Source organism: Mycolicibacterium sp. SMGY-1XX, assembly GCF_059132455.1.
Genome location: NZ_CP101139.1, coordinates 4,473,499 through 4,495,416, shown reverse-complemented (window position 1 = coordinate 4,495,416; position 21,918 = coordinate 4,473,499). Strand labels below are relative to the sequence as shown.

General features: G+C 68.6%; 23 protein-coding genes. 15 read left to right on the top strand and 8 right to left on the bottom strand.

What is annotated here, in order from left to right:
• Positions 1-6: 6 nt before the first annotated feature.
• The 3 genes from NL241_RS21665 to NL241_RS21655 all read left to right on the top strand — a co-directional run bounded on the left by NL241_RS21665 (position 7) and on the right by NL241_RS21655 (position 2,141).
• Positions 7-426 (top strand): cytochrome c oxidase subunit 4, encoded by a 420-nt coding sequence (locus NL241_RS21665; protein ID WP_487696866.1) that lies wholly within the window; start codon positions 7-9, stop codon positions 424-426.
• 148 nt (positions 427-574) lie between these two features.
• The gene (locus tag NL241_RS21660) at positions 575-1,474 is read left to right on the top strand and encodes an MmpS family transport accessory protein (RefSeq protein WP_494394987.1); all 900 of its coding nucleotides are present in this window, start codon (positions 575-577) and stop codon (positions 1,472-1,474) included.
• A gap of 49 nt (positions 1,475-1,523) precedes the next feature.
• Entirely contained in the window at positions 1,524-2,141 is a 618-nt protein-coding gene (locus NL241_RS21655; RefSeq protein WP_487696864.1) for a DUF2561 family protein, read from the top strand.
• A 1-nt stretch (position 2,142) separates the two neighbouring features.
• Here NL241_RS21655 and NL241_RS21650 read toward each other — a convergent pair whose 3' ends face one another.
• The 5 genes from NL241_RS21650 to ctaE are packed head-to-tail and all read right to left on the bottom strand — an operon-like array spanning position 2,143 to position 7,163.
• A complete protein-coding gene (locus NL241_RS21650; protein ID WP_494394986.1) occupies positions 2,143-2,742 on the bottom strand; it encodes a pyridoxine/pyridoxamine 5'-phosphate oxidase in 600 nt (199 codons plus the stop codon).
• A 35-nt stretch (positions 2,743-2,777) separates the two neighbouring features.
• Complete coding sequence (gene qcrB / locus NL241_RS21645) at positions 2,778-4,448, bottom strand: cytochrome bc1 complex cytochrome b subunit (protein ID WP_494394985.1); 1,671 nt, start codon at positions 4,446-4,448, stop codon at positions 2,778-2,780.
• The gene (gene qcrA / locus NL241_RS21640; protein ID WP_487696862.1) at positions 4,445-5,659 is read right to left on the bottom strand and encodes a cytochrome bc1 complex Rieske iron-sulfur subunit; all 1,215 of its coding nucleotides are present in this window, start codon (positions 5,657-5,659) and stop codon (positions 4,445-4,447) included. The genes qcrB and qcrA overlap by 4 nt, the downstream gene beginning before the upstream one ends.
• Positions 5,656-6,555, bottom strand: coding sequence for a cytochrome bc1 complex diheme cytochrome c subunit (gene qcrC / locus NL241_RS21635; protein ID WP_487696861.1), 900 nt, complete (start codon positions 6,553-6,555; stop codon positions 5,656-5,658). The genes qcrA and qcrC overlap by 4 nt, the downstream gene beginning before the upstream one ends.
• On the bottom strand, positions 6,552-7,163 hold the full coding sequence (gene ctaE, locus NL241_RS21630) for an aa3-type cytochrome oxidase subunit III (protein ID WP_487696860.1): 612 nt from the start codon (positions 7,161-7,163) through the stop codon (positions 6,552-6,554). Before ctaE ends, qcrC begins: the two co-directional genes overlap by 4 nt.
• Positions 7,164-7,236: 73 nt before the next feature.
• Between ctaE and trpD the strand changes: the two genes are divergently transcribed.
• The gene (gene trpD / locus NL241_RS21625) at positions 7,237-8,349 is read left to right on the top strand and encodes an anthranilate phosphoribosyltransferase (RefSeq protein ID WP_494394984.1); all 1,113 of its coding nucleotides are present in this window, start codon (positions 7,237-7,239) and stop codon (positions 8,347-8,349) included.
• Here the strand turns inward: trpD and NL241_RS21620 are convergent.
• Positions 8,333-10,132 carry a DEDD exonuclease domain-containing protein gene (locus NL241_RS21620; RefSeq protein WP_494394983.1) on the bottom strand — a complete coding sequence of 600 codons (1,800 nt, stop codon included), beginning with the start codon at positions 10,130-10,132 and terminating at the stop codon, positions 8,333-8,335. The genes trpD and NL241_RS21620 overlap by 17 nt on opposite strands.
• Before the next feature lie 151 nt (positions 10,133-10,283).
• Between NL241_RS21620 and NL241_RS21615 the strand changes: the two genes are divergently transcribed.
• The 4 genes from NL241_RS21615 to NL241_RS21600 all read left to right on the top strand — a co-directional run bounded on the left by NL241_RS21615 (position 10,284) and on the right by NL241_RS21600 (position 13,863).
• Positions 10,284-10,517, top strand: coding sequence for a hypothetical protein (locus NL241_RS21615; RefSeq protein ID WP_487696857.1), 234 nt, complete (start codon positions 10,284-10,286; stop codon positions 10,515-10,517).
• Between the two features lie 246 nt (positions 10,518-10,763).
• Entirely contained in the window at positions 10,764-11,864 is a 1,101-nt protein-coding gene (gene ripC / locus NL241_RS21610; protein WP_487696897.1) for a peptidoglycan hydrolase RipC, read from the top strand.
• A gap of 70 nt (positions 11,865-11,934) precedes the next feature.
• The gene (locus NL241_RS21605) at positions 11,935-12,729 is read left to right on the top strand and encodes a hypothetical protein (RefSeq protein ID WP_487696895.1); all 795 of its coding nucleotides are present in this window, start codon (positions 11,935-11,937) and stop codon (positions 12,727-12,729) included.
• A 6-nt stretch (positions 12,730-12,735) separates the two neighbouring features.
• Positions 12,736-13,863 (top strand): glycosyltransferase family 4 protein, encoded by a 1,128-nt coding sequence (locus NL241_RS21600; protein ID WP_487696856.1) that lies wholly within the window; start codon positions 12,736-12,738, stop codon positions 13,861-13,863.
• A 5-nt stretch (positions 13,864-13,868) separates the two neighbouring features.
• Here NL241_RS21600 and NL241_RS21595 read toward each other — a convergent pair whose 3' ends face one another.
• Positions 13,869-15,671 (bottom strand): AMP-dependent synthetase/ligase, encoded by a 1,803-nt coding sequence (locus NL241_RS21595; protein ID WP_487696855.1) that lies wholly within the window; start codon positions 15,669-15,671, stop codon positions 13,869-13,871.
• A gap of 128 nt (positions 15,672-15,799) precedes the next feature.
• On the opposite strand from NL241_RS21595, the gene NL241_RS21590 reads away from it, so the two are divergent.
• From NL241_RS21590 to NL241_RS21570, 5 genes are all read left to right on the top strand, one after another.
• Entirely contained in the window at positions 15,800-16,192 is a 393-nt protein-coding gene (locus NL241_RS21590; protein WP_487696854.1) for a polyketide cyclase / dehydrase and lipid transport, read from the top strand.
• Between the two features lie 72 nt (positions 16,193-16,264).
• A complete protein-coding gene (locus tag NL241_RS21585; RefSeq protein ID WP_487696853.1) occupies positions 16,265-16,699 on the top strand; it encodes an SRPBCC family protein in 435 nt (144 codons plus the stop codon).
• Positions 16,696-17,934 carry an ArsA family ATPase gene (locus tag NL241_RS21580; protein WP_494398359.1) on the top strand — a complete coding sequence of 413 codons (1,239 nt, stop codon included), beginning with the start codon at positions 16,696-16,698 and terminating at the stop codon, positions 17,932-17,934. Before NL241_RS21585 ends, NL241_RS21580 begins: the two co-directional genes overlap by 4 nt.
• Entirely contained in the window at positions 17,931-18,302 is a 372-nt protein-coding gene (locus NL241_RS21575) for a hypothetical protein (protein ID WP_494394982.1), read from the top strand. Before NL241_RS21580 ends, NL241_RS21575 begins: the two co-directional genes overlap by 4 nt.
• 79 nt (positions 18,303-18,381) lie before the next feature.
• Complete coding sequence (locus NL241_RS21570) at positions 18,382-19,107, top strand: lysophospholipid acyltransferase family protein (protein WP_487696851.1); 726 nt, start codon at positions 18,382-18,384, stop codon at positions 19,105-19,107.
• Here the strand turns inward: NL241_RS21570 and NL241_RS21565 are convergent.
• Positions 19,040-20,356, bottom strand: a complete 1,317-nt coding sequence (locus tag NL241_RS21565; protein WP_487696850.1) for a glycosyltransferase 87 family protein — start codon at positions 20,354-20,356, stop codon at positions 19,040-19,042. The genes NL241_RS21570 and NL241_RS21565 overlap by 68 nt on opposite strands.
• Positions 20,357-20,528: 172 nt before the next feature.
• Between NL241_RS21565 and NL241_RS21560 the strand changes: the two genes are divergently transcribed.
• Together NL241_RS21560 and NL241_RS21555 are read left to right on the top strand one after the other, a co-directional pair.
• Complete coding sequence (locus tag NL241_RS21560; RefSeq protein ID WP_487696891.1) at positions 20,529-21,368, top strand: hypothetical protein; 840 nt, start codon at positions 20,529-20,531, stop codon at positions 21,366-21,368.
• A gap of 9 nt (positions 21,369-21,377) precedes the next feature.
• Positions 21,378-21,893: a polyadenylate-specific 3'-exoribonuclease AS gene (locus tag NL241_RS21555; RefSeq protein WP_487696849.1), complete on the top strand. Its 516-nt coding sequence runs from the start codon at positions 21,378-21,380 to the stop codon at positions 21,891-21,893.
• Positions 21,894-21,918 lie beyond the last annotated feature (25 nt).

The window sequence follows — 21,918 nt, the reverse complement described above, 5'->3', positions numbered from 1 at the left end:
ACCAGCATGCATATCGAAGCCAGGCTGTTCGAGATCCTGACCGCGTTCGTCGTGCTCGCCGCGATCGTCTACGGCGTCCTGACAGCGCTCTACGCCAACGGTGGCATCGAGTGGGCGGGCACCACGGCACTTGTCCTGACCGCCGGACTGTCGCTCATCATCGGTACCTTCTTCCGTTTCGTGGCCCGCCGCCTCGACACCCGTCCCGAGGACTACGAGGACGCCGAGATCAGTGACGGCGCAGGCGAACTCGGCTTCTTCAGCCCGCACAGCTGGTGGCCGATCCTGATCGCGCTGTCCTTCTCGACGGCCGCTGTGGGCGCCGCGTTGTGGCTGCCCTGGCTGATCGTCGCCGGTGTGGTGTTCGTGCTGACCTCGGCCGGTGGTCTGGTCTTCGAGTACTACTGGGGCCCCGAGAAGCACTGAGGTCTGCACCGATCGGCTGACCCAGCCACGGTCTGTCATCCCTCGTTCCGCCGCAATGGTTGGGTAGTGTTGCCGAGGCACGACAGCTCTGTGAGCAATCCTCTTCGGGGCCTGTCGCGGGTGTTGTAGCGGAGAAGGACAGGCGGACATGAGCGGGCCGAATCCCCCGGGACCGGACTCCGGTGACGACCGGGATCCCACGTCGACCCCTGACGGCGACGTCCCCGGCAGTGGCTTCGACGAGGACCTGAGCACCGAGTACGGCACCGACCTGGTGCCTTCGGAGTTCCCGTCCCGCGCCTACTCCGCCCCCGAGGCCGAGCAGTTCAGCACCGGCCCCTACGTACCGGCCGACCCCCATCTCTACGACTACGACAGTTACGACGGCGGGGAAGCCGCCGAGGACGCGCGGCCGCCGCGGTGGCCGTGGGTGGTCGGTGTCACCGCCATCATCGCCGCCATCTCCCTGGTGGTGTCGGTGTCGCTGCTGGTGACGAGCACCAACACCGACGACGTGGCAAACCCCGGCACCTCCACCACCACCCGGCCGCCGGTGCAGGACGAGATCACCACCACGACCCCGCCGCCGCCACCACCGCCGCCGACCACCACCGAACCACCCCCGCCGCCGCCACCACCGCCGACGGAGACGGTGACGGTGACCCCGGAGCCGCCTCCACCGCCTCCGCCACCACCGACCGAGGAACCACCTCCGCCGCCGCCGACCACCACCGAGGCGCCGCCACCTCCGCCGCCGACCACCACGACGCCGGCGGGTCCCCGACAGGTCACGTACTCGATCACCGGCACCAAAGCGCCCGGAGACATCATCTCGGTGACCTACACCGACGCGTCCGGACGCAGCCGCACCCAGCGGAACGTCTACATCCCGTGGTCGCTGACGGTGACACCCATCTCGCAGTCCGAGGTGGGTTCGGTGCAGGCGTCGAGCCTGTTCCTGGTCAGCCGGCTCAACTGCGCGATCACCACCAGCGACGGCACGGTGCTGTCGTCGAACAACGGCAACGCAGCGCAGACGAATTGCTGACCGCCGGATTCCGCAGCGCGGCGAACCGCACGAAACGGGGGAGCAACTAGTGGCCTGGCGCCCGGAGAACCGGTTCTCGGACTCACCAGAGGTCATCGATCGCGGGCTGATGGCCGCCTGTGCGGTGGCATGGCTGGCGGCACTCGGCGTCGCGGTGGCAGCCGGCGTGGCCCTGGTGAACCTCGGCGAGGCGCATTCCACCGCACCGGTCGAAGATCCGGACACCCCGTGGCTGCTGTACACCGTGATCGGGATTTCCGCGCTGGTGATCGTCCTGGCGGTGCCGCTGCTGCTGCGCGCCCGTCGCAGCGTCGAGGAGCCGCCGCCACCACCTCGGCCCGGGCCGAAAACCGTTCAGGCGCGGGCCATGCTGGCCGACCAGGATCCTCCCGGTTACCCGGGCCCCACGCCCGCGCGGCACTCGAGCACGGCCATCTCGGCGGCGTTCCTGGACCGGATGTGGCTACGCTGCGGGCTGGGCGTGTTGACCGCCATCGGTCTGGCGTACGTGGCCGTGGGGGTGGCGACCTATCTGATGGCCGTGGACAAGTCGACCGCCTCGTGGGTGGCCTACGGAGTGGCCGGCGTCATCACCCTGGCGATGATCGCCTTGCCGGTCGCCTATCTGCGCCAGCTGCGGGGCGCGCTGGCCGTCGACACCGACTGAGCTAGGGCCACAACAGTTCCCGCGCCCACCCGTCGGATCTGAGGTACCTCAGCCGGGTGTGCAGCCGGCCCGGATCGGCCTGCCAGAACTCCACGGTGTCGGCGCGCACGGCATAGGAGCGCCAGTCCGGCGGCACCGCCTCGGTATCGGCCGCCGCGACAGCCGCGGTGAGCTCGCGGGAATCGCGGTACGGGGCGCTCTGGGTTCCGCTGGCGGCCACCGCCCTGGCGGTGGGGGAGCGGGCCAGGAAATCGGACGCTGCGACCTCGTCGGGATCGGCGGTGACAGTACCTTCGATACGGATCTGCCGGCCCACCGAGGGCCAGTAGAAGGTCAGCGCGGCGACGGGATTCGCGGCCAGGTCCCGGCCCTTGCGGCCGGCCGCGCTGGACGCGAAATGCCAGCATCCGTCATCGCTGAGATCCTTGAGGATCAGCATCCGCGCCGACGGCCGCCCGGCCGAGTCCGCCGTCGACAGCGTCATCGCATGCGGTTCCGGCGCACCGGAATCGACGGCGTGACCGAACCATTCGTGAAACAGCGGCACCGGGTCGTCGGGCGCCCGGGCCGGGTCGAAAACGCCGACAGCGGCCGCGAGCACGGGAAGTGCTCGCAGCCGCTGCCGGAAACCGTCTCTCAGTGGTGGCCGTTCGACCCGTTCGGGTGATGACCGTCGGAGTGCCCGTTGGACCCGTACTCGTTGTCCTGGTACTCCTTCAGCGCCGTGAGAGCCCGATGATGCGATGCATGCTCGGCCTCGGTGAGCGCCTGGTCCTCGGTCACCGGATCGGCCAAGAGGAAGCTGCCGCGGCCCGGTGCGCCACCGGAGCCCAGCTTGTTCATCTTCTTCGGCACCGACGCACCCTGGTACTCGAGCGCGATCGGGTGGCCATGATCGTCGACCGGGCCGATCGGCTGGTGCAGCTCGACGTAGGCACCGTGCGGCAGCCGCTTGATGATGCCCGTCTCGATACCGTGCTCGAGCACCGCCCGGTCGGCACGCTGCAGCGCAACGGCCCACCGGTAGGCGACGAAGTAGACGATCGGCGGCAGGATCACCATCGCGATACGGGCGATCCACGTGGTCGCGTTCAGCGAGATGTGGAACTTCAGCGCGATGATGTCGTTCATGCAGGCGAAGGTCATCAGGATGTAGAACGCGATGGCCATCGAGCCGATCGCGGTACGCACCGGAGCGTCACGCGGACGCTGCAGCAGGTTGTGGTGCGCGTCGTCGCCGGTGAACTTCTTCTCCATGAACGGCCACGCGATCAGCAGCGTGAAGACCAGGCCCATCAGGATCGCGATCCAGAACGGCTGGGGGATCGTGTAGTTGCCGATGTAGAACTCCCACGCCGGCCAGATACGGATCAGGCCGTCGGTCCACATCATGTAGAAGTCCGGCTGCGAACCGGCCGACACCATGGACGGCTTGTACGGACCCAGATCCCAGATCGGGTTGATCTGCAGCAGACCACCCATGAGGCCCATGATGCCGACCGTCATGGCGAAGAACGCGCCCGACTTCACGGCGAACACCGGCATGACGCGCACGCCGACGACGTTCTTCTCGGTACGGCCGGGGCCGGGGAACTGGGTGTGCTTCTGGAACCACACCAGCGCCAGGTGGGCACCGATCAGGGCCAGCATGATGCCGGGGATCAGCAGGATGTGCAGGGCGTACAGCCGCGGGATGATGATCGTGCCCGGGAAGTCACCCCCGAAAAGTGCCCAGTGCAACCAGGTTCCGATGACGGGGACGCTCATCGTGATACCCGAGAACGCGGCGCGCAGGCCGGTGCCGGAGAGCAGGTCGTCGGGCAGCGAGTAACCGAAGAAGCCCTCGAACATCGCCAGGATCAGCAGCAGCGAGCCGATGACCCAGTTGGCCTCGCGAGGCCGGCGGAACGCACCGGTGAAGAAGATGCGGGCCAGGTGAACCATGATCGAGGCGGCGAACAGCAATGCCGCCCAGTGGTGGACCTGACGGACGAACAGACCGCCGCGCACCTCGAAGCTGATGTTGAGCGCCGACTCGTAGGCCTTCGACATCTGGATACCGCGCAGCGGCTCGTAGACGCCGTTGTAGGTGACCTCGGCCATCGAAGGATCGAAGAACAGGGTCAGCCAGACACCGGTGAGCAGCAGCACGATGAAGCTGTACAGCGCGATCTCACCGAGCAGGAACGACCAGTGGGTGGGGAAGACCTTGTTCAGGATTCCGCGCCGGACCGCCGCCGAGGGGTGATACCGCGAATCGATCGCATCACCCTGCTTGGCCATCACATCAGCGAGTTTGGGACTCATGATCTCCGCTCCCAGAAGGCAGGTCCGACGGGTTCGATGAAGTCACCATTGGCGACCAGATATCCATCCTGGTCGATGGTGATGGGAAGCTGGGCCAACGCGCGGGCAGCGGGACCGAAGATCGGTTTCGCGAAGTGCAACGCGTCGAACTGCGACTGGTGGCACGGGCACAGGATGCGGTACGTCTGCTGTTCGTACAGCGACGACGGGCAGCCCAGGTGCGAGCACACCTTCGTGTACGCGAAGAAGTCGCCGAAGTTGAAGCTCTCCTGGCCCTGACGCTTGACCACCTTCGACATGTCCTGCGACTTGATGCGGATCAGCATCACCGGGTTGCGCACACCCATCTGGATGGCGGCCAGGGTGTGGTGCGACTCGACGGTGGTGCCGTCGCCGTCGGACTCCCGCCACGGGAACACCGTCTCCATACCGCCCGCGTCGAGGTCCTCGGGACGCATCTTGATGAAGGGGGAGTGGGCATCGCCGGTGGCGCGGGCCAGCCAGATGGTCTCGCCCTCGAACCGCGGGGTCCAGCCCGAGGTCCACAGCACGGCCTTCTTGCCCTCGGCCGTCGGGACCACCGGCTTCCACGGGTTCTTGATCAGACCACCGAGAAGCGCCACCACCGTGCCGGCGCCGAAGGCACCGAGACCGAGGCCCATCGAGATACCGATCATCTTGCGGCGCTTGACCGTCGAACCCTCGAGCGCGTCGGTCAGGTTGGCGACGACGGTCTTGCGCTGCAGCTCCGGAGAGGCGCCGTCGTGACGGTCCTGGATGGTGATCTCTTCGGGGATGAACCGCTTCTGGAAGAGCACCGCGCCGATACCGATCGCCAGGATCGACAAACCGAAGGTGAGGCCGTACAGCGGGGTGGCCAGGTTGTACCAGATGCTGTCCGGGTTGTACTCCCACGGCCAGAACAGGAATACCAGCAGCAGCGCCAGACCGCTGGCGCCGCCGATCAGCAGCCACAGGCTGACACCTCGCTCGGCCCTCTTCTCGGCCTTGGTGCCCTCGACGGGCCAGCGCGGTTCCTTGTAGACGATGTCGACACCGTCGAGCTTCCCGCCGAGGGCGAGCAGCTCCTCGCGCGACATCCGCGCCAGCTGCTCGTCGGTGGGGTCGCCCGAGTCGACTGTCTGACCCGGGCTGTCGGTGCCCCGGTTCACGTTGTCCGGGTCGTTACCGCGTGCGTGTTCGTCGCTCATGCCCTTGCCCCGATCCACATCGCCACACCGATGATGGCGACCATGCCGATAATCCACACAGCCATGCCCTCAGAGGTGGGGCCGAAGCCGCCCAGGCCGTAACCGCCCGGAGTGCGGGTCTCCGCCGCGCCGCGGACATAGGAAACGATGTCCGCCTTCTCCTCCGGGGTGAGCTGCCGATCGGAGAACTTCGGCATGTTCTGCGGGCCGGTCAGCATGGCGGTGTAGATCTGCTGCGGGTTCGCGTCACCCAGATCGGGTGCGTACTTGCCCGACGACAGCGCGCCACCCTTGCCGGTGAAGTTGTGGCAGGACGCGCAGTTGAGCCGGAACAGGTCGCCACCGCGAGCCACGTTTCCGTGGGTCAGCGACTCCTGGGCGATCTGACCGTTCTCGTCGCGTACCACCATGGGTCCGCCGCCGTTGGCCTGGATGAAGGCACCCAGGGCGTCGATCTGCGCCTCGTCGAAGTTCGGCGGCTTTTCCGGCGCCTGGGCGTTGAGGCTCATCGCCGGCATGCGGCCGGTGGACACCTGGAAGTAGACGGCGGCCTCGCCGACGCCCACCAGGCTGGGACCGCGGTCGCCGACGCCTTGCAGGTTCGCGCCGTGGCAGGAGATGCAGGAGGTGTCGTACAGCTGCTTACCGGTGCGGAGGAGGGCCGACGCAGATTCATCGGCGACCGCCACCTGCGGCTTGGGGGTGAGGATGGCGGCCAGGCCGCCGGCCATCGTCAACGCGATCAGCAGCAGCAGACCGGCCGAGACCCGGCGGCGGGTGCGCCGCTTGGACTTCGGCGAGCCGGTCCTGGTGAACCGCGAGATCTTCAACCGAGCACTCCTGTTCGTCGGGTTGCTGCTCTGCGGAGATGGGCCGCTCTCCGGATGTGGTGTCATCGAACGAAATAGATCACGGCGAACAGCGCGATCCACACGATGTCGACGAAATGCCAGTAATACGAGACGACGATGGCCGCGGTGGCCTGCGCCGGGGTGAACTTGGACATCTTGGTGCGGGCCAAGAGGAAGACGAAGGCCACGAGGCCGCCGATGACGTGCAGACCGTGGAAGCCCGTCGCCAGGTAGAACACCGTGCCGTAGGCGCTGCCCGGGATCGTGGTGCCGTGCTCGACGAGGTGGATGTACTCGTAGCCCTGGCCGAGCACGAAGAAGGTGCCCATCGCCAGCGTCAGCGTGTACCACCGGCGCAGCCCGAACACGTCACCGCGCTCGGCGGCGAACACACCCATCTGGCAGGTGAACGACGATGCGATCAGCACCAGGGTCACCGGTACGGCGAGGGCGAGGTTCAGCTCGGTCGGTGCCGGCGGCCAGTCACCTCCCGCCTGGGCTCGCGCGGTGAAATACATCGCGAACAGGCCAGCAAAGAACATCAACTCACTGGAAAGCCACACGATGGTGCCGACACTGACCATATTGGGTCTGTTCAGCGAATGAATCCGCGACGTGATAGCGGTTCCCGAAGTGCCTACAGCGCTCGTCACATCAAGAAGTATGACGCTTTGTAGTTGTCGAACTCCACCCGGGGAGGGGTTTGGTAATAAGTGTCTTGCTGATATGAGGCCGGGCGCGTTCGGCGACCATCTGCCGACATGGGAAAATCGGCGCGTGACTGCCTCTCATTCCGCCCCGACGTGGCCGCTGATCCTGGCCCGGCTGACCGATTCCGAGCACCTGGCCCCCGGGCACGCGGGATGGGCGATGGACCAGATCATGACCGGAGTCGCCACCCCCGCCCAGATCGCCGCCTTCGGGGTGGCCATGAAGATCAAGCGGCCCACCGCCGCCGAGGTCAACGAACTCGCCACCACGATGCTCAATCACGCGCGCAAGGTGCCCACCGATGTCATCGGCACCGAGACCGTCGATGTGGTGGGGACCGGAGGCGACGGTGCCAACACCGTCAACCTGTCCACGATGGCCGCCATCGTGGTGGCGGGGGCCGGCGTGCCGGTGATCAAACACGGCAACCGTGCCGCGTCATCGTTGTCCGGGGGTGCGGACACCCTCGAAGCACTCGGTGTGCGCATCGATCTGGGGCCCGACGAGGTGGCCCGCTGTGTCGCCGAGGTGGGTATCGGGTTCTGCTTCGCGCCCCAGTTCCATCCCTCGCTGCGCCATGCCAGTGCCGCGCGCCGCGAGATCGGGGTGCCGACGGTCTTCAATCTGCTCGGGCCGCTGACCAATCCGGCCGGCCCCCGCGCCGGGCTGATCGGGTGCGCGTTCGGCGACCTCGCCGAAGTGATGGCCGGGGTGTTTGCCGCCCGCCGGTGCAGCGTCCTGGTGGTGCACGGTGACGACGGCCTCGACGAGCTGACCACCACCACCACGTCGACCATCTACCGCGTGCAGGCCGGGACCATCGACCGCCTGACGTTCGATCCCGCCGGGTTCGGTTTTCCCCGCGCACAGCTGTCCGAGTTGCTCGGCGGCGACGCCCAGAGCAATGCGGCCGAGGCCCGCGCCGTGTTCGGCGGTGCCCCGGGTCCGGTGCGCGACGCGGTGATCCTCAACGCGGCCGGCGCCATGGTGGCGCATGCCGGGTTGACGGCCACCGCGGAGTGGCTGCCGGCCTGGGAGAGCGGACTCGAGCGGGCCGCCAAGGCCATCGACTCCGGTGCCGCCGAGCAGCTACTGACCAAGTGGATCAAGTTCAGCCATAAGCTCTGAGGCTGGTGCGGACCGGGCGCAGCAGGTCGGTGTAGTTCTCGTCGACGGCCTGCTCGGCCGCAATCCGGGCCGAACGGGCGGTGGCCGCCCACCCTGCCCAGCGCCCGGCCGCCTGCACGGGAGTGGACCACCCCTCGGTGGTCCGCACGATCCGGGTGCCGGGTGCGGCGAGCCAGCGGGCCAGTAGTGCGGTCTCCTCGACCAGCGCCCCGCCCAGCGGCGCCTCCTCGGGCAGCACGGTCTGCGCTCCCGCGCACACCGCGTCCACCACGGGCATCGGTGGAACGCCGCGCCGCGCCGTGCCCGCTGCGGCCAGCTGACCGTGCCGGATCACGGCGAAATGCCAGCCGCCGGCGCCATCGGGCTGGGCGGCCACGAGCTCGCCGACTGCGGCCAGCGCGCGTAGCCGCTGCCCGCGCCACAGCACCTCGACGGCCGCGGCGGTGTGATCGCGTAACCGCGCGGCACTTTCGTAGTGTCCCCGCTCGGCCAGGGCGGCGATCTGCGCGACGGCCGCGCCGAAGGCATCGCTGTGTCCGCCGGTGATGAGCGCTGCGGCGCTGTGCACCGCGGGCGCGTACGCGGCGGCGTCGATATCGCGCAGGGCGGGGCAGGGGGCGACCTCCCGTTCCGGACAGGCCGGACCGTGTTGGGCCGTGCGGCCCAGCCGGTTGGTGCACGTCCGGACGCCGAGGAAGCGGGCCAGCAGCGCCGCGGTGTCGGTGGCGTCGGACCGGGCGCGGAAAGGGCCGATGGCGCTGCGCAGGCCCGGTGAACGCACCACCGTCCACCGCGGGAACGGCTCCTCGGTGAGCGTCAACCACCACCAGCGGTGCGGAAACTTCGAACGCCGGTTGTAGGGCGGGGCATGCGCGGCCAGGAGCCGTAACTCGCGCACCCCGGCCTCCAGGGCGTGCGCACACTCGACGTGATCGATCGACTGCGCCAGCGCCACCATCTCTTTGATGCGGGTGCGCGGGTCCGCGCCGTTGAAGTACTGGTTGACCCGGCGGTCCAGGTTCACCGCGGTGCCGACGTAGAGCACTTCGGCGGCGGGGCCGCGGAACAGGTAGACGCCGGGGCTCTGCGGCACCCCGGTGGCCAGTACCCGTTTGCGACGCTGGGTCGGCGTGGCGTTGGGCAGATAGGAACGCAGTTGGGCGTACGTGTGGATGCCCTGGTTGCCGACGCGCTCGATCAGTCCATGCAGGACGTCGACGGTGGCCCGCGCGTCGTCGAGGGCGCGGTGGGTGGGTTCGGTGCCGGAGCGGAACAGTGCCGCCAGGGCCGAGAGCCGCACGCTGGGCGCCTCGTCCCGGGTGAGCACCCGGCGGGCCAGGCGCACCGTGCACAGCACCGGCGGCCGCGGCCATGCCAGGTCGCACTGCGCCGCGGCGGCCTTCAGGAAACCGATGTCGAAGCCGGCATTGTGCGCCACCAGCACGGCCCCGCGGCAGAATTCGAGGAACATCGGCAACACCGCGGAGATCGGCGGTGCGTCGCACACCATGGCGGTGGTGATACCGGTCAACTGCATGATCTGCGGCGGGATGGCGCGTTGCGGATCGACAAGCGTGGCAAACTCTCCGAGCACCACTCCGCCGCGCACTTTGACCGCGCCGATCTCGGTGATCGCGTCGTTCTGCTGGCCCGGCTGTCGCGCGGTGGCCCGGCCGCCGGTGGTTTCCAGATCGACCACCACGAATGTGGTGTCACGCAGTGACAGGTCGGCCGCCGGATCGAGATCCGCGAAGCTCATCTGCTCGCTGCCGGCCGCCTTCACGGATGTTGACGCTAGGAGGTCGCACCGACATCACGCGGTAACGCCGGACCCTGGCGCGTCACCGCGCGGCCCGGACTCGGTCAGGACTTGTCGGGGGGTCGGTTTAGCGTGTCGATCACCAAGGCAGGATCAGAATCGAAAGGGCCGAAACATGGGATATGCCGGACGTCCGCCGGACAATGGCGAACCGGTGATCATCGACTGTGATGACTGCGCGGTACGTGGCCCGGGTTGTCGAGATTGTGTGGTCAGCGTGCTTCTGGGTGTTCCGGACACTTTGCTGGCCGACGAACGGGCGGCACTGGAGGTGCTCGCCGAGGCCGGGATGGCACCACGTCTGCGGCTCGTGCCGATCCACCGCACACCCAAACCGGGGGTAGCGTGACGCGCGGTAGTGGAGAACACGACAACCGCCGTGACGGCTGTTAAATTTACGTCTCCTGTTGGACAACGCCGATGCCGTTTCGTAACCTATCTGAGACCTAAGGCGGTTCGAGGGTGACGCAGCAGCGGCACGTCGAAAGCAGTTTAAGGACCCGTAATCTTGAGTTTTGTCGGCTCGGAGTGGCTCACGCGCGTATCGAAGCGCTCTCGCAAGGGTGCCGTCTGTGCGGTGGCCGGTTTCACCGTGATGGCGGGTGTCCTCGCCTCGAGTGTGCAAGCCGACCCGGCCGAGGATGCGCTAGCAAAGCTCAACGATCTGTCGCGTCAGGCTGAGCAGACCACCGAGGCCATGCACAGCGCACAGCTCGACCTCACCAAGAAGCTGGAAATCCAAGCGGCGGCCGACAGGAAGCACTCCGACGATCTGGCCGCAGCCGAGGCGGCCAAGGCCAAGCTGGCGACCTTCCAGAGCGGCGTCGACGAGTTTGCCGCCGCCATGTACATGGGTGGGCGCACCGACGGCATGACCGCCATCCTCACCGCCGAGTCGCCGCAGGGTCTGATCGAGCGGTTGGCGGTGCAGCGTGTCATCGCCGGCGAGCTGTCCGACCAGATGGCCGAGTACCGCAAGGTCAGCGACCAGGCCGCCGCGGCCGAGACCGCTTCCGCCCAGTCGGCGGCCGACGCCAAGACCGCCGCCGAGCAGGCCGCGGCCGTCCGCGCCGAACTCCAGGCCAAGCAGAGCGACCTGCAACTCAAGATCGCCGTGGTGAAGTCGCAGTACGACTCACTGACCGAAGCGCAGCGGATGGCGCTGGCCGCGCCCGGTCCGGTACCCCCGGCGCCCGCCGCCCTCCCGGCTCCGCCACCCGGTGCTGCACCTGCGCCGCCCCCCGAGATCCTCGCCGCGCCGCCGGCGCCGGGCCTGCCGCCGGTCGGTGTACCGCCGGGCGACCTGGCACCGCCGGAGCCCCCTGCGCCGCTGCCCGGTGCGGGAAGCCCGGTGGGTTCGACGGTGGTGCAGGCCGCGCTCACCAAGGTCGGCTCGCCCTACTCGTGGGGCGGATCAGGCCCGGGCCAGTTCGACTGCTCCGGCCTGGTGATGTGGTCCTTCCAGCAAGCCGGTATGTCGCTGCCGCACTCCAGCCAGGCGCTGGCCTCCGGCGGTCAGCCGGTGTCGCGGGATCAGCTGCAGCCCGGTGACGTCGTGAACTTCTACTCCGATGCGTCTCACACCGGTATCTACGTCGGCGACGGCATGGTGGTGCACGCATCCACCTACGGCGTTCCGGTCAAGGTGGTGCCGCTTGACGGCGCCGGACCGTTCTACAACGCACGCCGCTACTGACGCCGCCCCCGGCCACCGCGCCCGGCCCCGTTGGCCGGTCGCCGCGCTGGCGGCCGCACTGATCGCCCAGTTGCTCGTCGCCGTGGCGGTGGTGCAGACCCCGCAGGCACTGCCACCGGCCCCGGCCGCTCCGGCGGCGGCGCAGTCGCATCCCGGCGGTCAGCGCGATGTCACCCTCGTCAGCCTCGGGGGTGCGGCCACGGATCCGCTGCTCCGGCGCATCGCCGTCGAACTCGACGGCGCCGTCGACCGGGTGGAGTCGTTCTGGGGTAACGAATGGCCGCATGAGGTGGTGGTCGTCGCGGCGGGCACCGAGGCCGAGTTCCGCGAACAGGCCCCCGGCGTGCCCGACCCGTCGCACATCGCTGCGGTCACGGTCGCCGATTCGGTGAACCCGCAAGAGAACTCGGCCACCGGCCAACGGATCGTCTTCGCCCCCGGTGCCGTCGCGATGAGTCCGGACGCGTTGCGACTGGTCCTGACCCACGAACTGTTCCACTATGCCGCCCGCGCGTCGACCGCCTCGGATGCGCCCCGCTGGATCACCGAGGGCGTCGCCGATTATGTTGCGCGCCCGTTCATCCCGGGTCAGCCCAGACAACCAGGAGTGCCGCAGGCGTTGCCGTCGGACGAGGACTTCTGGGCCACGGAGCCGGCGCTGAGCCTGGCCTACGACCGGGCCTGGTTGTTCGCCCGCTATCTCGCCGACCGATACGGTGCACCGGCGCTGCGGTCGTTCTACGTGTTGGTCGCCGGACCGGACCGCACCGACCTGGACACCGCGTTGCGCGAAGTGTTGCGTACCGATCCGGCAGACGTCCTCACGGGGTGGCAGGAGTGGTTCGTCCGCAACGGGCTAGCGTGACACCCGATGACACGGGTCCTGCTGGTAACCAACGACTTTCCACCCCGCCGCGGAGGCATCCAGTCCTATCTCGAGCAGTTGGTGTTGCGGCTGGGCACCTCACATGAGCTGACGGTGTACGCGCCGCGGTGGAAAGGGGCCCGGGAGTATGACGCCGTGCTGGATTTCGAGGTGGTCCGCCACCCCGGCACGTTGATGATTCCCGAGCCTGGGGTGGACACCAGGATGCGCGGGCTGATCCGGACCCGCGATATCGAGACCGTCTGGTTCGGCGCGGCAGCACCGCTGGCACTGCTGGCGCCGCGCGCACGTAAAGCCGGGGCCGCGCGCGTCATGGCGAGCACTCACGGTCACGAGGTCGGGTGGTCCATGCTGCCGGTGGCACGCTCGGCCCTGCGCCGCATAGGCGACGGGACGGATGTGGTGACGTTCGTCAGCCGCTACACCCGGGGACGGTTCGCGTCGGCGTTCGGTCCCCACGCCGGCCTCGAACACCTGCCCTCAGGCGTCGACACCGAGCGTTTCCGCCCCGACGCCGCCGCCCGCGCCGAACTGCGGGCCCGGTACGGCCTCGGCGGCAGGCCGACCGTGGTGTGCGTGTCGCGGCTGGTGCCCCGCAAGGGCCAGGACATGCTCATCCGGGCGTTGCCCCGGATCAGGGACCGGGTGCCCGGGTCGGCGCTGGTGATCGTCGGCGGGGGACCGGACCTGGAGCGGTTACAGGGGATCGCCGCCGAGTCCGGTGTCAGCGAGCACGTGGTGTTCACCAAGGGCGTGCCGGGCGAAGAGCTGCCCGCGCACTACGCGCTGGGCGACGTCTTCGCCATGCCCTGCCGGACCCGTGGCGCCGGCCTGGACGTCGAAGGGCTGGGCATCGTGTTCCTGGAGGCCTCGGCCACGGGTATCCCGGTGGTGGCCGGTGATTCCGGCGGCGCCCCGGAAACCGTCCTCGAAGGGCAGACCGGCCATGTGGTCGACGGCCGCGACGGCGACCAGATCGTCGCCGCCATCAGCGCCCTGCTGGCCCACCCCGAACGCGCGGCCACCATGGGACGACGCGGCCGCGACTGGGTCACCGAGCACTGGCGCTGGGACACCATCGCCGCACGGGCGGGCCGGCTGCTGGAAGGCTGACCGGCTCAGCCCTTGGCGTACAGCGCGTCGATCTCGCCGGCGAACTTCTCGGCGACCACCTTGCGCTTGACCTTCATCGTGGGGGTCAGTTCGCCGGTGTCCTCGGTGAAATCGACCGGCAGGATGCGGAACTTGCGGATCTGCTCGGCATGCGACACCGCGGTGTTGGCCTGCTTGACCGCGACATCCACCTCGGCCACCAGATCCGGGTCTGCCGCCAGGTCGCCGACACTGGCGTGAGAGTCCTTGCCGTTGCGTTGCTTCCAGCCCTCGAACGCCTCGGGATCGATGGTGATCAGTGCGCCGATGAACGGTTGCGCGTCCCCGACGGCCATCGCCTGGCTGATCAGCGGATGGGCCCGCAGCTGGTCTTCGAGCACCGCCGGGGCGACGTTCTTGCCGCCCGCGGTCACGATGATCTCTTTCTTGCGGCCCACGATCTTGAGGAAGCCGTCGGCGTCCACGTCACCGAGATCGCCGGTGTGGAACCAGCCGTCGGTGAAGGCATCCGCGGTGGCCTCCTCGTTGCGCCAGTACCCGTGGAACACCACGCCGCCGCGGACCATCAGTTCACCGTCGTCGGCGATCCGCATGCTGTTGCCCGGCACCAGCTTGCCGACGGTGCCCACCTTGAGCGCGCCCACCTGGTTGACGGTGATCGCGGCGCTGGTCTCGGTCAGCCCGTAGCCCTCGTAGATGGTCAGCCCGACACCGCGGTAGAAGTGGCACAGCCGGGCGCCCAGCGGCGCGCCGCCGGAGATCGAGGCGCGGCAGTCACCGCCCAGTGCGGCGCGCAGCTTCCCGTACACCAGCTTGTCGAACACCGCGTGCTTGAGGCGCAGGAGCAGCCCGGGTCCCGAACCGTCCTGCGCTTCACTCCATGCGATGGCGGTCTGCGCCGCGATGGCGAAGATCTTGCCCTTGCCGTCATTGGCGGCGTTCTGCTCGGCGGTGTTGTACACCTTCTCGAACACCCGCGGGACCGACACCACGATGGTCGGCTTGAACACCGAGAACATCGGCACCAGGTTCTTGATGTCGCTGGTGAACCCCACGGTGACCTTGTTGTGGAAACCGGCGATGGTGATCGCCCGCGCCAGCACGTGCGCCAGCGGCAGGAACACCAGCAGCCGTTCACCCTTCTGCAGCAGCGTCGGCAGCGCGGCCTTGGCGCCGCGGGTCTCGTGCAGCAGGTTCGAATGCGTCAGCTGGCACCCTTTGGGGCGGCCCGTGGTGCCCGAGGTGTAGATCAGGGTGGCCGGGGAGTCGGAGCCGACCGCGGCCACCCGCCGGTCCACTTCGGCCGGATCGACGGAGGCGCCGCCCTCGGCGAGCGCCGCGAGCGCCTTGGGCCCGGTCCCGTCGATGGTCAGGACCTCGCGCAGGTCGGGCAGTTCGCCGGTGAGTTCGGCGGCCAGCGCGGCGTGCGCGTCGGTCTCGGCGAACAACAGCACCGCCGCGGAGTCGGTGAGTACCCAGCGCACCTGCTCGGCCGAGGACGTCTCGTAGATCGGCACGGTCAGTGCGCCGACACTGAGGATCGCCAGATCGAGGATCGCCCACTCGTAGCGGGTGGCGCTGAGGATCGCGACCCGGTCACCGGGATTGACCCCGCGGGCGATCAATCCCCGCGCGGTGGCCCTGATCTGGGCGGCGGCCTCGGCGCAGGTGACATCGATCCACGCGCCGTCGACGAGGCGTTGGTAGATGACGTGGTCAGGGTCGTCGCGCTCGTGCTCGAAGACAGCGGAGGCGACGTTGTCCTGCTCGCCGACCGAAAACGAAGCGGGAACACTCAACTCGCGCAATGTCGGACCTCTCGTCGCCGAACTCCGGATAGTGGACACGAGCCTAGTCGCTGTCCAGCCGGGCGTGTGACGTCATTCACTCGTGAGGTCCTCGCCGGGGACCGTCGCCGGTGTGTGAAGCTAGGGCGGTGAACAGCATTCAGGTGGCCGACGAGACCTTCGTGGCTGCCGACGGCCAGACGGTCAGTGCGGCAGTCGCCGATCCGGCGCGCTGGCGGCGCTGGTGGCCCGACCTCGTGCTGCAGGTGGTCGAGGACCGGGGCGACAAAGGCGTGCGCTGGACGGTGGCCGGCCCGGTCACCGGCACCATGGAGATCTGGCTGCAACCGGTGCTCGACGGAGTCAAGCTGCACTACTTCCTGCACGCCGAGCCCGCGGGCGTGGCGGCCTGGCAGCTGGCCAAGCTGAACCTGGCCAAGCTGACCCACCGGCGCCGGGTGGCCGGTAAGCGGATGGCGTTCGAGGTGAAGGCCGAGGTGGAGCGTGATCGCCCGGTGGGAGTGGCGCCGCAACCCGGATAGCGGGCGGCCGATTCTGCCGGAAGGGTAGCGTTTGTCACCGTAAGCAGGGTTCGACAGGTAGGACGGCGATCAGTGGCGGACAAAACGGCGCAGACCATCTACATCGATGCCGACCCCGGCACGGTGATGGACGTGATCGCCGATATCGGGTCCTATCCGGATTGGGTCAAGGAGTACAAGGACACCGAAGTACTCGAATCCGACGACGACGGCTACCCCAGGAAGGCGCGCCTGGTGCTCGACGCCGCCGTGCTCAAAGACACCATGGTGCTGGAGTACGAGTGGCCCGCTGACCGTCGCTCGGTGCGGTGGTGGCTGGTGTCGAGCACGTTGCTCAAGGCGCTCGACGGGGCATACCGGTTGCAGCCCAACGGATCTGGTACCGACGTCACCTATGAGCTCGCGGTGGACCTGATGATTCCGATGATCGGCCTGCTCAAGCGCAAAGCGGAGAAACGGCTCACCGACACCGCGTTGAAGGACCTGAAGAATCGAGTCGAGGGCTGAAAGAGTCCAGCGCCCGCATCAGCCTGTTCGTCGGCAAAGGCGGCGTGGGCAAGTCGACGCTGGCCGCCGCCACCGCCGTTCGCGAGGCCCGGGCCGGGCGGCGGGTTCTGGTGGTCTCCACCGATCAGGCCCACTCGCTCGGCGACGTGCTGTCCGTCGACGTGCCGCCCACCGGCGACCGGAACCCGGTCCGGGTGTACTCCGACGAGGGCGGCGGCTCGCTGGATGCGCTGGCGCTGGACACGCTGGCCCTGCTGGCCACACGCTGGCGCGAGCTGGCGGCTCCGCTGGCGCAGCGCTTCCCTGGATCGGATCTGGGTTCTGTTGCCCCCGAGGAACTCTCGGCGTTGCCTGGGATCCAGGAGGTGCTGGGCCTGTACGAGGTCGGTGCCCTGGCCGATTCCGGGGACTGGGACCTGGTGGTGGTGGACTGCGCGTCCACGGCGGATGCCTTGCGCATGCTGACACTGCCGTCGACGTTCGGGCTGTACCTCGAGCGGGCCTGGCCCCGGCACCGCAGGCTCAGCACGGCCGACGGCGGAGCCTCGGCGCTGATCGTGGACCTGCTCGAGCAGGTCAACGTCGGGGTGGAGCGGTTGAGCGCGCTGTTCACCGATCCCGAGGTGGTGAGTGCGCACCTGGTGCTGACCCCGGAGCGGGTGGTGGCCGCCGAGGCGGTGCGCACACTCGGAACGCTTCTGTTGATGGGTGTGCGGGTGGCCGAACTCATCGTGAATCAAGTTCTGGTGCAGGATGATTCATTCGAATACCGGAACCTGCCCGAGCATCCGGCCTTCGATTGGTATTCCGAACGCATCGTCGAGCAGCAGGCGGTGCTCGACGAACTGAGCACCCGTACCGGCGAGGTGGCGCTGGTGCTCACCCCGCACCTGGCCGGGGAGCCGATCGGACCCAAGGCGCTCGGTGCGCTGCTCGACGGTGCCCGGCGGCGCGGGGGAGCGCCGCCACCGGGGCCGCTGCGCCCCGTCGTGGAGCTCGAATCGGGCTCGGGTCTGGAATCGGTGTACCGGATGCGGTTGGAGTTGCCGCAGGTCGACACGGGCTCGCTCACCTTGGGCCGGGTCGACGACGATCTGGTCATCGGTGTGGGCGGGATGCGGCGCCGGGTCCGGCTGGCCTCGGTTCTGCGCCGCTGCATCGTCATGAATGCCCAATTACGGGGTACTGACCTCACTGTGAGATTTCGACCGAACCCGGAGGTGTGGCCGGCATGAACCCGAAGGGGCACGCCGACCTGGGCCCTGAACTGCGCCAGCTCGCGCAGGCCATCCTGGACCGACTCGACCCTGCGCTGCGCGCCGCGGCCACTCTGGCGGCAGCACGCGCCCAGGACGGTCCCGGCCGGTGTCAGCAGGTGTGGTGCCCGGTGTGTGCGGCGGCCGCCCTGGTCACCGGCGAGGAACACCCGCTGCTGACGGTGGTCTCCGAACACGGCGTCGCGCTGCTGGCCGTGGTGCGGGCCGTCCTCGATGACGGCGCCGAGCCACCGACTCCCGAGCCCCCGCCCTGTGGGCCGCCGGATTCCGGTCCGGCCGGGGAGACCGGCCGCTACCAGCCGATCCCGATCATCGTCGAGGAATAGACCCTGTGGTCGGTTGCACCGGCGATGAGTAGAGTTGGCCCGGAGCACCGCCGTCCGGTGCGCCGCAGCGGGAGGGTCCATGTGGTATTGGCTGTTCAAGTACGTCTTCATGGGGCCCCTGCTGTCCTTGCTCGGCAGGCCGAAAGTCGAAGGGCTGGAGCACGTTCCGAGTAGCGGGCCGGCGATCCTGGCCAGTAACCACCTGGCGGTCGCCGACAGTTTCTACCTGCCGCTGGTGGTGCGCCGGCGGATCACGTTCCTGGCCAAACAGGAGTACTTCACCGGCACCGGTCTCAAGGGCTGGTTCACCCGCTGGTTCTACACCGTCGCCGGGCAGGTGCCGATCGACCGCACCGATGCCGACTCCGCGCAGAGTGCGCTGAACACCGCGGCCCGCATCCTCGCGCAGGAGAAGCTCCTGGGCATGTACCCGGAGGGCACCCGGTCACCCGACGGCCGGCTCTACAAGGGCAAGACCGGGCTGGCGCGGCTGGCGCTCGAAACCGGTGTCCCGGTGATTCCGGTCGCGATGATCGGAACCGACGTCGTGAACCCACCGGGCAGCAAGATGTGGCGCTTCGGCCGCGTCCAGGTGCGCTTCGGCAAGCCCATGGACTTCTCCCGATTCGAGGGCCTGGCCGGTAACCGGTTCATCGAGCGCGCCGTCATCGACGAGGTGATGTACGAGCTGATGCAGCTCTCGGGTCAGGAGTACGTCGACATCTACGCGGCCACCCTCAAAGAGGGTGTGCCGGGGCCGGATTCTGGGCCGGGTTCGCGGCTTCCCGAGAGCGCGGCGGGCTGACCTTCTCGGTGACGGCCAGTCCGGCGACCACCAGGACGGCCAGCGCCCACCACACGTAGGACCCGCCGAGCAGTTGACGCCACCACGACGCCGCGGCCTCGCGGTGCTCGGGCAGCAGTTCGATGGGGGTCCACACCAGCAGGGCGATCCCGGCCGCGGTCAGCGCCGCGAGTGCGGCACTGCGCCGCCGCCAGGCCAGCACCGCGAGCACCACCAGCGCCGGCAGCGTCCACACCCAGTGGTGTGACCACGACACCGGGGAGACGATGAGACCGAACAGGGCGATGCAGATCAGCGCCAACACCGGTTCGTCGGCCCGCAGGACCCGCCGCCCCGCCCACACCGCCAGGGCCAGCGCCGCAAAACAGGCGGCCGTCCACAGCACGAAATGGGTGGTCTCGCTGTACTCCTCGCGGGCCAGCAGGGCGGCGATGTTCTGGTTGGTGTTCAGGGTGGAGTTGCCGATGCGGTCGGTGTCGCGCAGCGTCGTCGTCCAGTACTCCCACGAATCACGCCACGCCAGAACACATCCGAGGACGGTGGCGGCGGCGAAGGCGATCATCGAGGTCACCGCGGCGCGGACGTCGCGGCGCAGCGCGAAGTACACCAGGAACACCGCGGGCGTCAGCTTGAGCGCGATCGCCACGCCCAGCAGGACCCCGCGCGGCCACGGTGTCCGGCGCGGCACGCAGTCGGCGATCACCAGCGTCATCAGCACCACGTTGATCTGGCCGAATTCGAAATTGGCGCGCAGCGGTTCCAGATGGCTCACCGCCAGCGCGACGATGGCCAACGCCACGAACGTGCGGCGCAGCCACGCCGGGTCGGTGACCGCTCCGGCGTCGGCCCAGAAATCCAGCCGGGTCAAGACGATGACACATGCGACCACCAACAGCACCAGTGTGATCAACGTCATGATCGCGCTCGCCGCGGGCAACGGCAGCCAGGCGAAGGGCGCGAACACCACCGCCGACAGCGGGGGATAGGTGAACGGCAGATCGATCCCGCCCAGGGTGTGGAACATGGCGTCGGCGTACAGCGGGTCGCCGTCCAGCCAGGCCCGCCCGCCCATGCGGTAGACGTCGATGTCGATGCGGTAGGGCGTGTGCCCGAGGAGCAGCCAACCGACGTAGCCGAACCCGGCCAGTGTCAGCGCTTGGAAGGCACGCCACAGCACGCGCTGGGTCCCCGCCGAGAGTCGGTCCGGACCGCCCATACTGCCCCCGCCGGGCCACCGCCGAATAGTCATGACAGCGACAGCCTATCCGGGCTTGCCGGGCCTTTGGCGTACCCGACCCCACCTGCGCAGCCGTTTCGGCACCACTTTCGCCCCAGGTGAGCGTAAGTTCTCGGCCGTGCCCGACGAGTGGAGATTCGATTTCGACCTGGTGCCGGAGATCCCGGCCAGCCGGGTCCCCCTGATGTGGTGCCTGATCGCGTTCCTGGTGACCTTCCTGATCACCCGCACGATCGTGCGGTACATCCGGGCGCACGCCGACAGCGACGCCCCGAAGAAGTGGTGGCAGCCGCGCAACATCGGCAGCGGCGGCGTGCACATCCACCACGTGGTGATCGGCGTCGTGCTGGTGATGGTGTCCGGGGTGTCGATGGTGACCCTGGCCGTCAATGGCGGTGTCAGGGAGTTCACCGCCGCGGCAATCCTTTTCGGTGTGGGCGCGGCCCTGGTGCTCGACGAGTTCGCCCTGATCCTGCACCTGCAGGACGTGTACTGGGCCGAGGACGGCCGCACGTCGGTGGACGCGGTGTTCGCCGCGGTGGCCGTTGCGGGCCTGCTGGTCCTCGGTTTCAATCCGCTGTCGTTCTTCGACATCACCATCTGGCGCGAGGACGACTCCCTGATCTCGCGTGCCCTGGTGATCGGGGGCGCGATCTACACCTTGGCGATGGCGGTGATCGTGCTGCTCAAGGGCAAGGTGTGGACCGGGCTGATAGGCATGTTCTTCAACCCGCTGCTGATCGTCGGCGCGATCCGGCTGTCCCGGCCGCACGCGCCGTGGGCGCGCTGGCGCTACACCACCCGCCCCAAGAAGATGCACCGCGCGTTGGAACGGGAGCGCTACATGCGCCGGCCGGTGGTGCAGGCCAAACTCTGGGTGCAGGACGCCATCGCCGGGATGCCGCACTTCCCCGACGACGCCGCGGTGGACGCGCAGCTGGACCGCGAGATCCACGCGGCGGCACCGCCACCGTCGGCCAGGGTCGAGGCGCAGGCCCAACCTGCTGTTCAGCGGGCTGGTTAGGGTCTACGGGTGCGGTATTTCTACGACACCGAGTTCATCGACAACGGGCGCACCATCGAGCTGATCTCGATCGGGGTGGCCGCCGAGGACGGCCGCGAATACTACGCAGTGTCAACGGAATTCCCGCCCGAGCAGGCCGGCAGCTGGGTGCGCAAGCACGTGCTGCCCAAGTTGCCGTCACCGTCGTCGCAGCTGTGGCGGTCGCGACGCCAGATCCGGGAGGATCTCGAGGAGTTCTTCGGCATCGACGGCGACGAGCCGATCGAGTTGTGGGCCTGGGTGGCGGCCTACGACCACGTGGCGCTGTGCCAGCTCTGGGGGCCGATGACCAACCTGCCGCCACAGATCCCGCGCTTCACCCGCGAGCTGCGGCAGTTCTGGGAGGACAAGGGGTGCCCCCGGATGCCCCCGCGGCCCCGCGACACCCACGACGCGCTCGTCGACGCCCAGCACAACCTGCGGCGCTTCCAGATCATGACCGAACTCGACGACGACTACGCGCGGTGGGCCGCAGGCCGCGGATGAAAGCCACTCCGGGCTGGTCAGGGCC

Coding starts and splice junctions, on each gene's coding strand:
- NL241_RS21665 (WP_487696866.1), top strand. CDS start 7: ATGCATATCGAAGCCAGGCTGTTCGAGATCCTGACCGCGTTCGTCGTG.
- NL241_RS21660 (WP_494394987.1), top strand. CDS start 575: ATGAGCGGGCCGAATCCCCCGGGACCGGACTCCGGTGACGACCGGGAT.
- qcrB (WP_494394985.1), bottom strand. CDS start 4,448: ATGAGTCCCAAACTCGCTGATGTGATGGCCAAGCAGGGTGATGCGATC.
- qcrA (WP_487696862.1), bottom strand. CDS start 5,659: ATGAGCGACGAACACGCACGCGGTAACGACCCGGACAACGTGAACCGG.
- qcrC (WP_487696861.1), bottom strand. CDS start 6,555: ATGACACCACATCCGGAGAGCGGCCCATCTCCGCAGAGCAGCAACCCG.
- trpD (WP_494394984.1), top strand. CDS start 7,237: ATGAGGCCGGGCGCGTTCGGCGACCATCTGCCGACATGGGAAAATCGG.
- NL241_RS21615 (WP_487696857.1), top strand. CDS start 10,284: ATGGGATATGCCGGACGTCCGCCGGACAATGGCGAACCGGTGATCATC.
- ripC (WP_487696897.1), top strand. CDS start 10,764: ATGGCGGGTGTCCTCGCCTCGAGTGTGCAAGCCGACCCGGCCGAGGAT.
- NL241_RS21600 (WP_487696856.1), top strand. CDS start 12,736: ATGACACGGGTCCTGCTGGTAACCAACGACTTTCCACCCCGCCGCGGA.
- NL241_RS21575 (WP_494394982.1), top strand. CDS start 17,931: ATGAACCCGAAGGGGCACGCCGACCTGGGCCCTGAACTGCGCCAGCTC.
- NL241_RS21570 (WP_487696851.1), top strand. CDS start 18,382: ATGTGGTATTGGCTGTTCAAGTACGTCTTCATGGGGCCCCTGCTGTCC.
- NL241_RS21565 (WP_487696850.1), bottom strand. CDS start 20,356: ATGACTATTCGGCGGTGGCCCGGCGGGGGCAGTATGGGCGGTCCGGAC.
- NL241_RS21560 (WP_487696891.1), top strand. CDS start 20,529: ATGTGGTGCCTGATCGCGTTCCTGGTGACCTTCCTGATCACCCGCACG.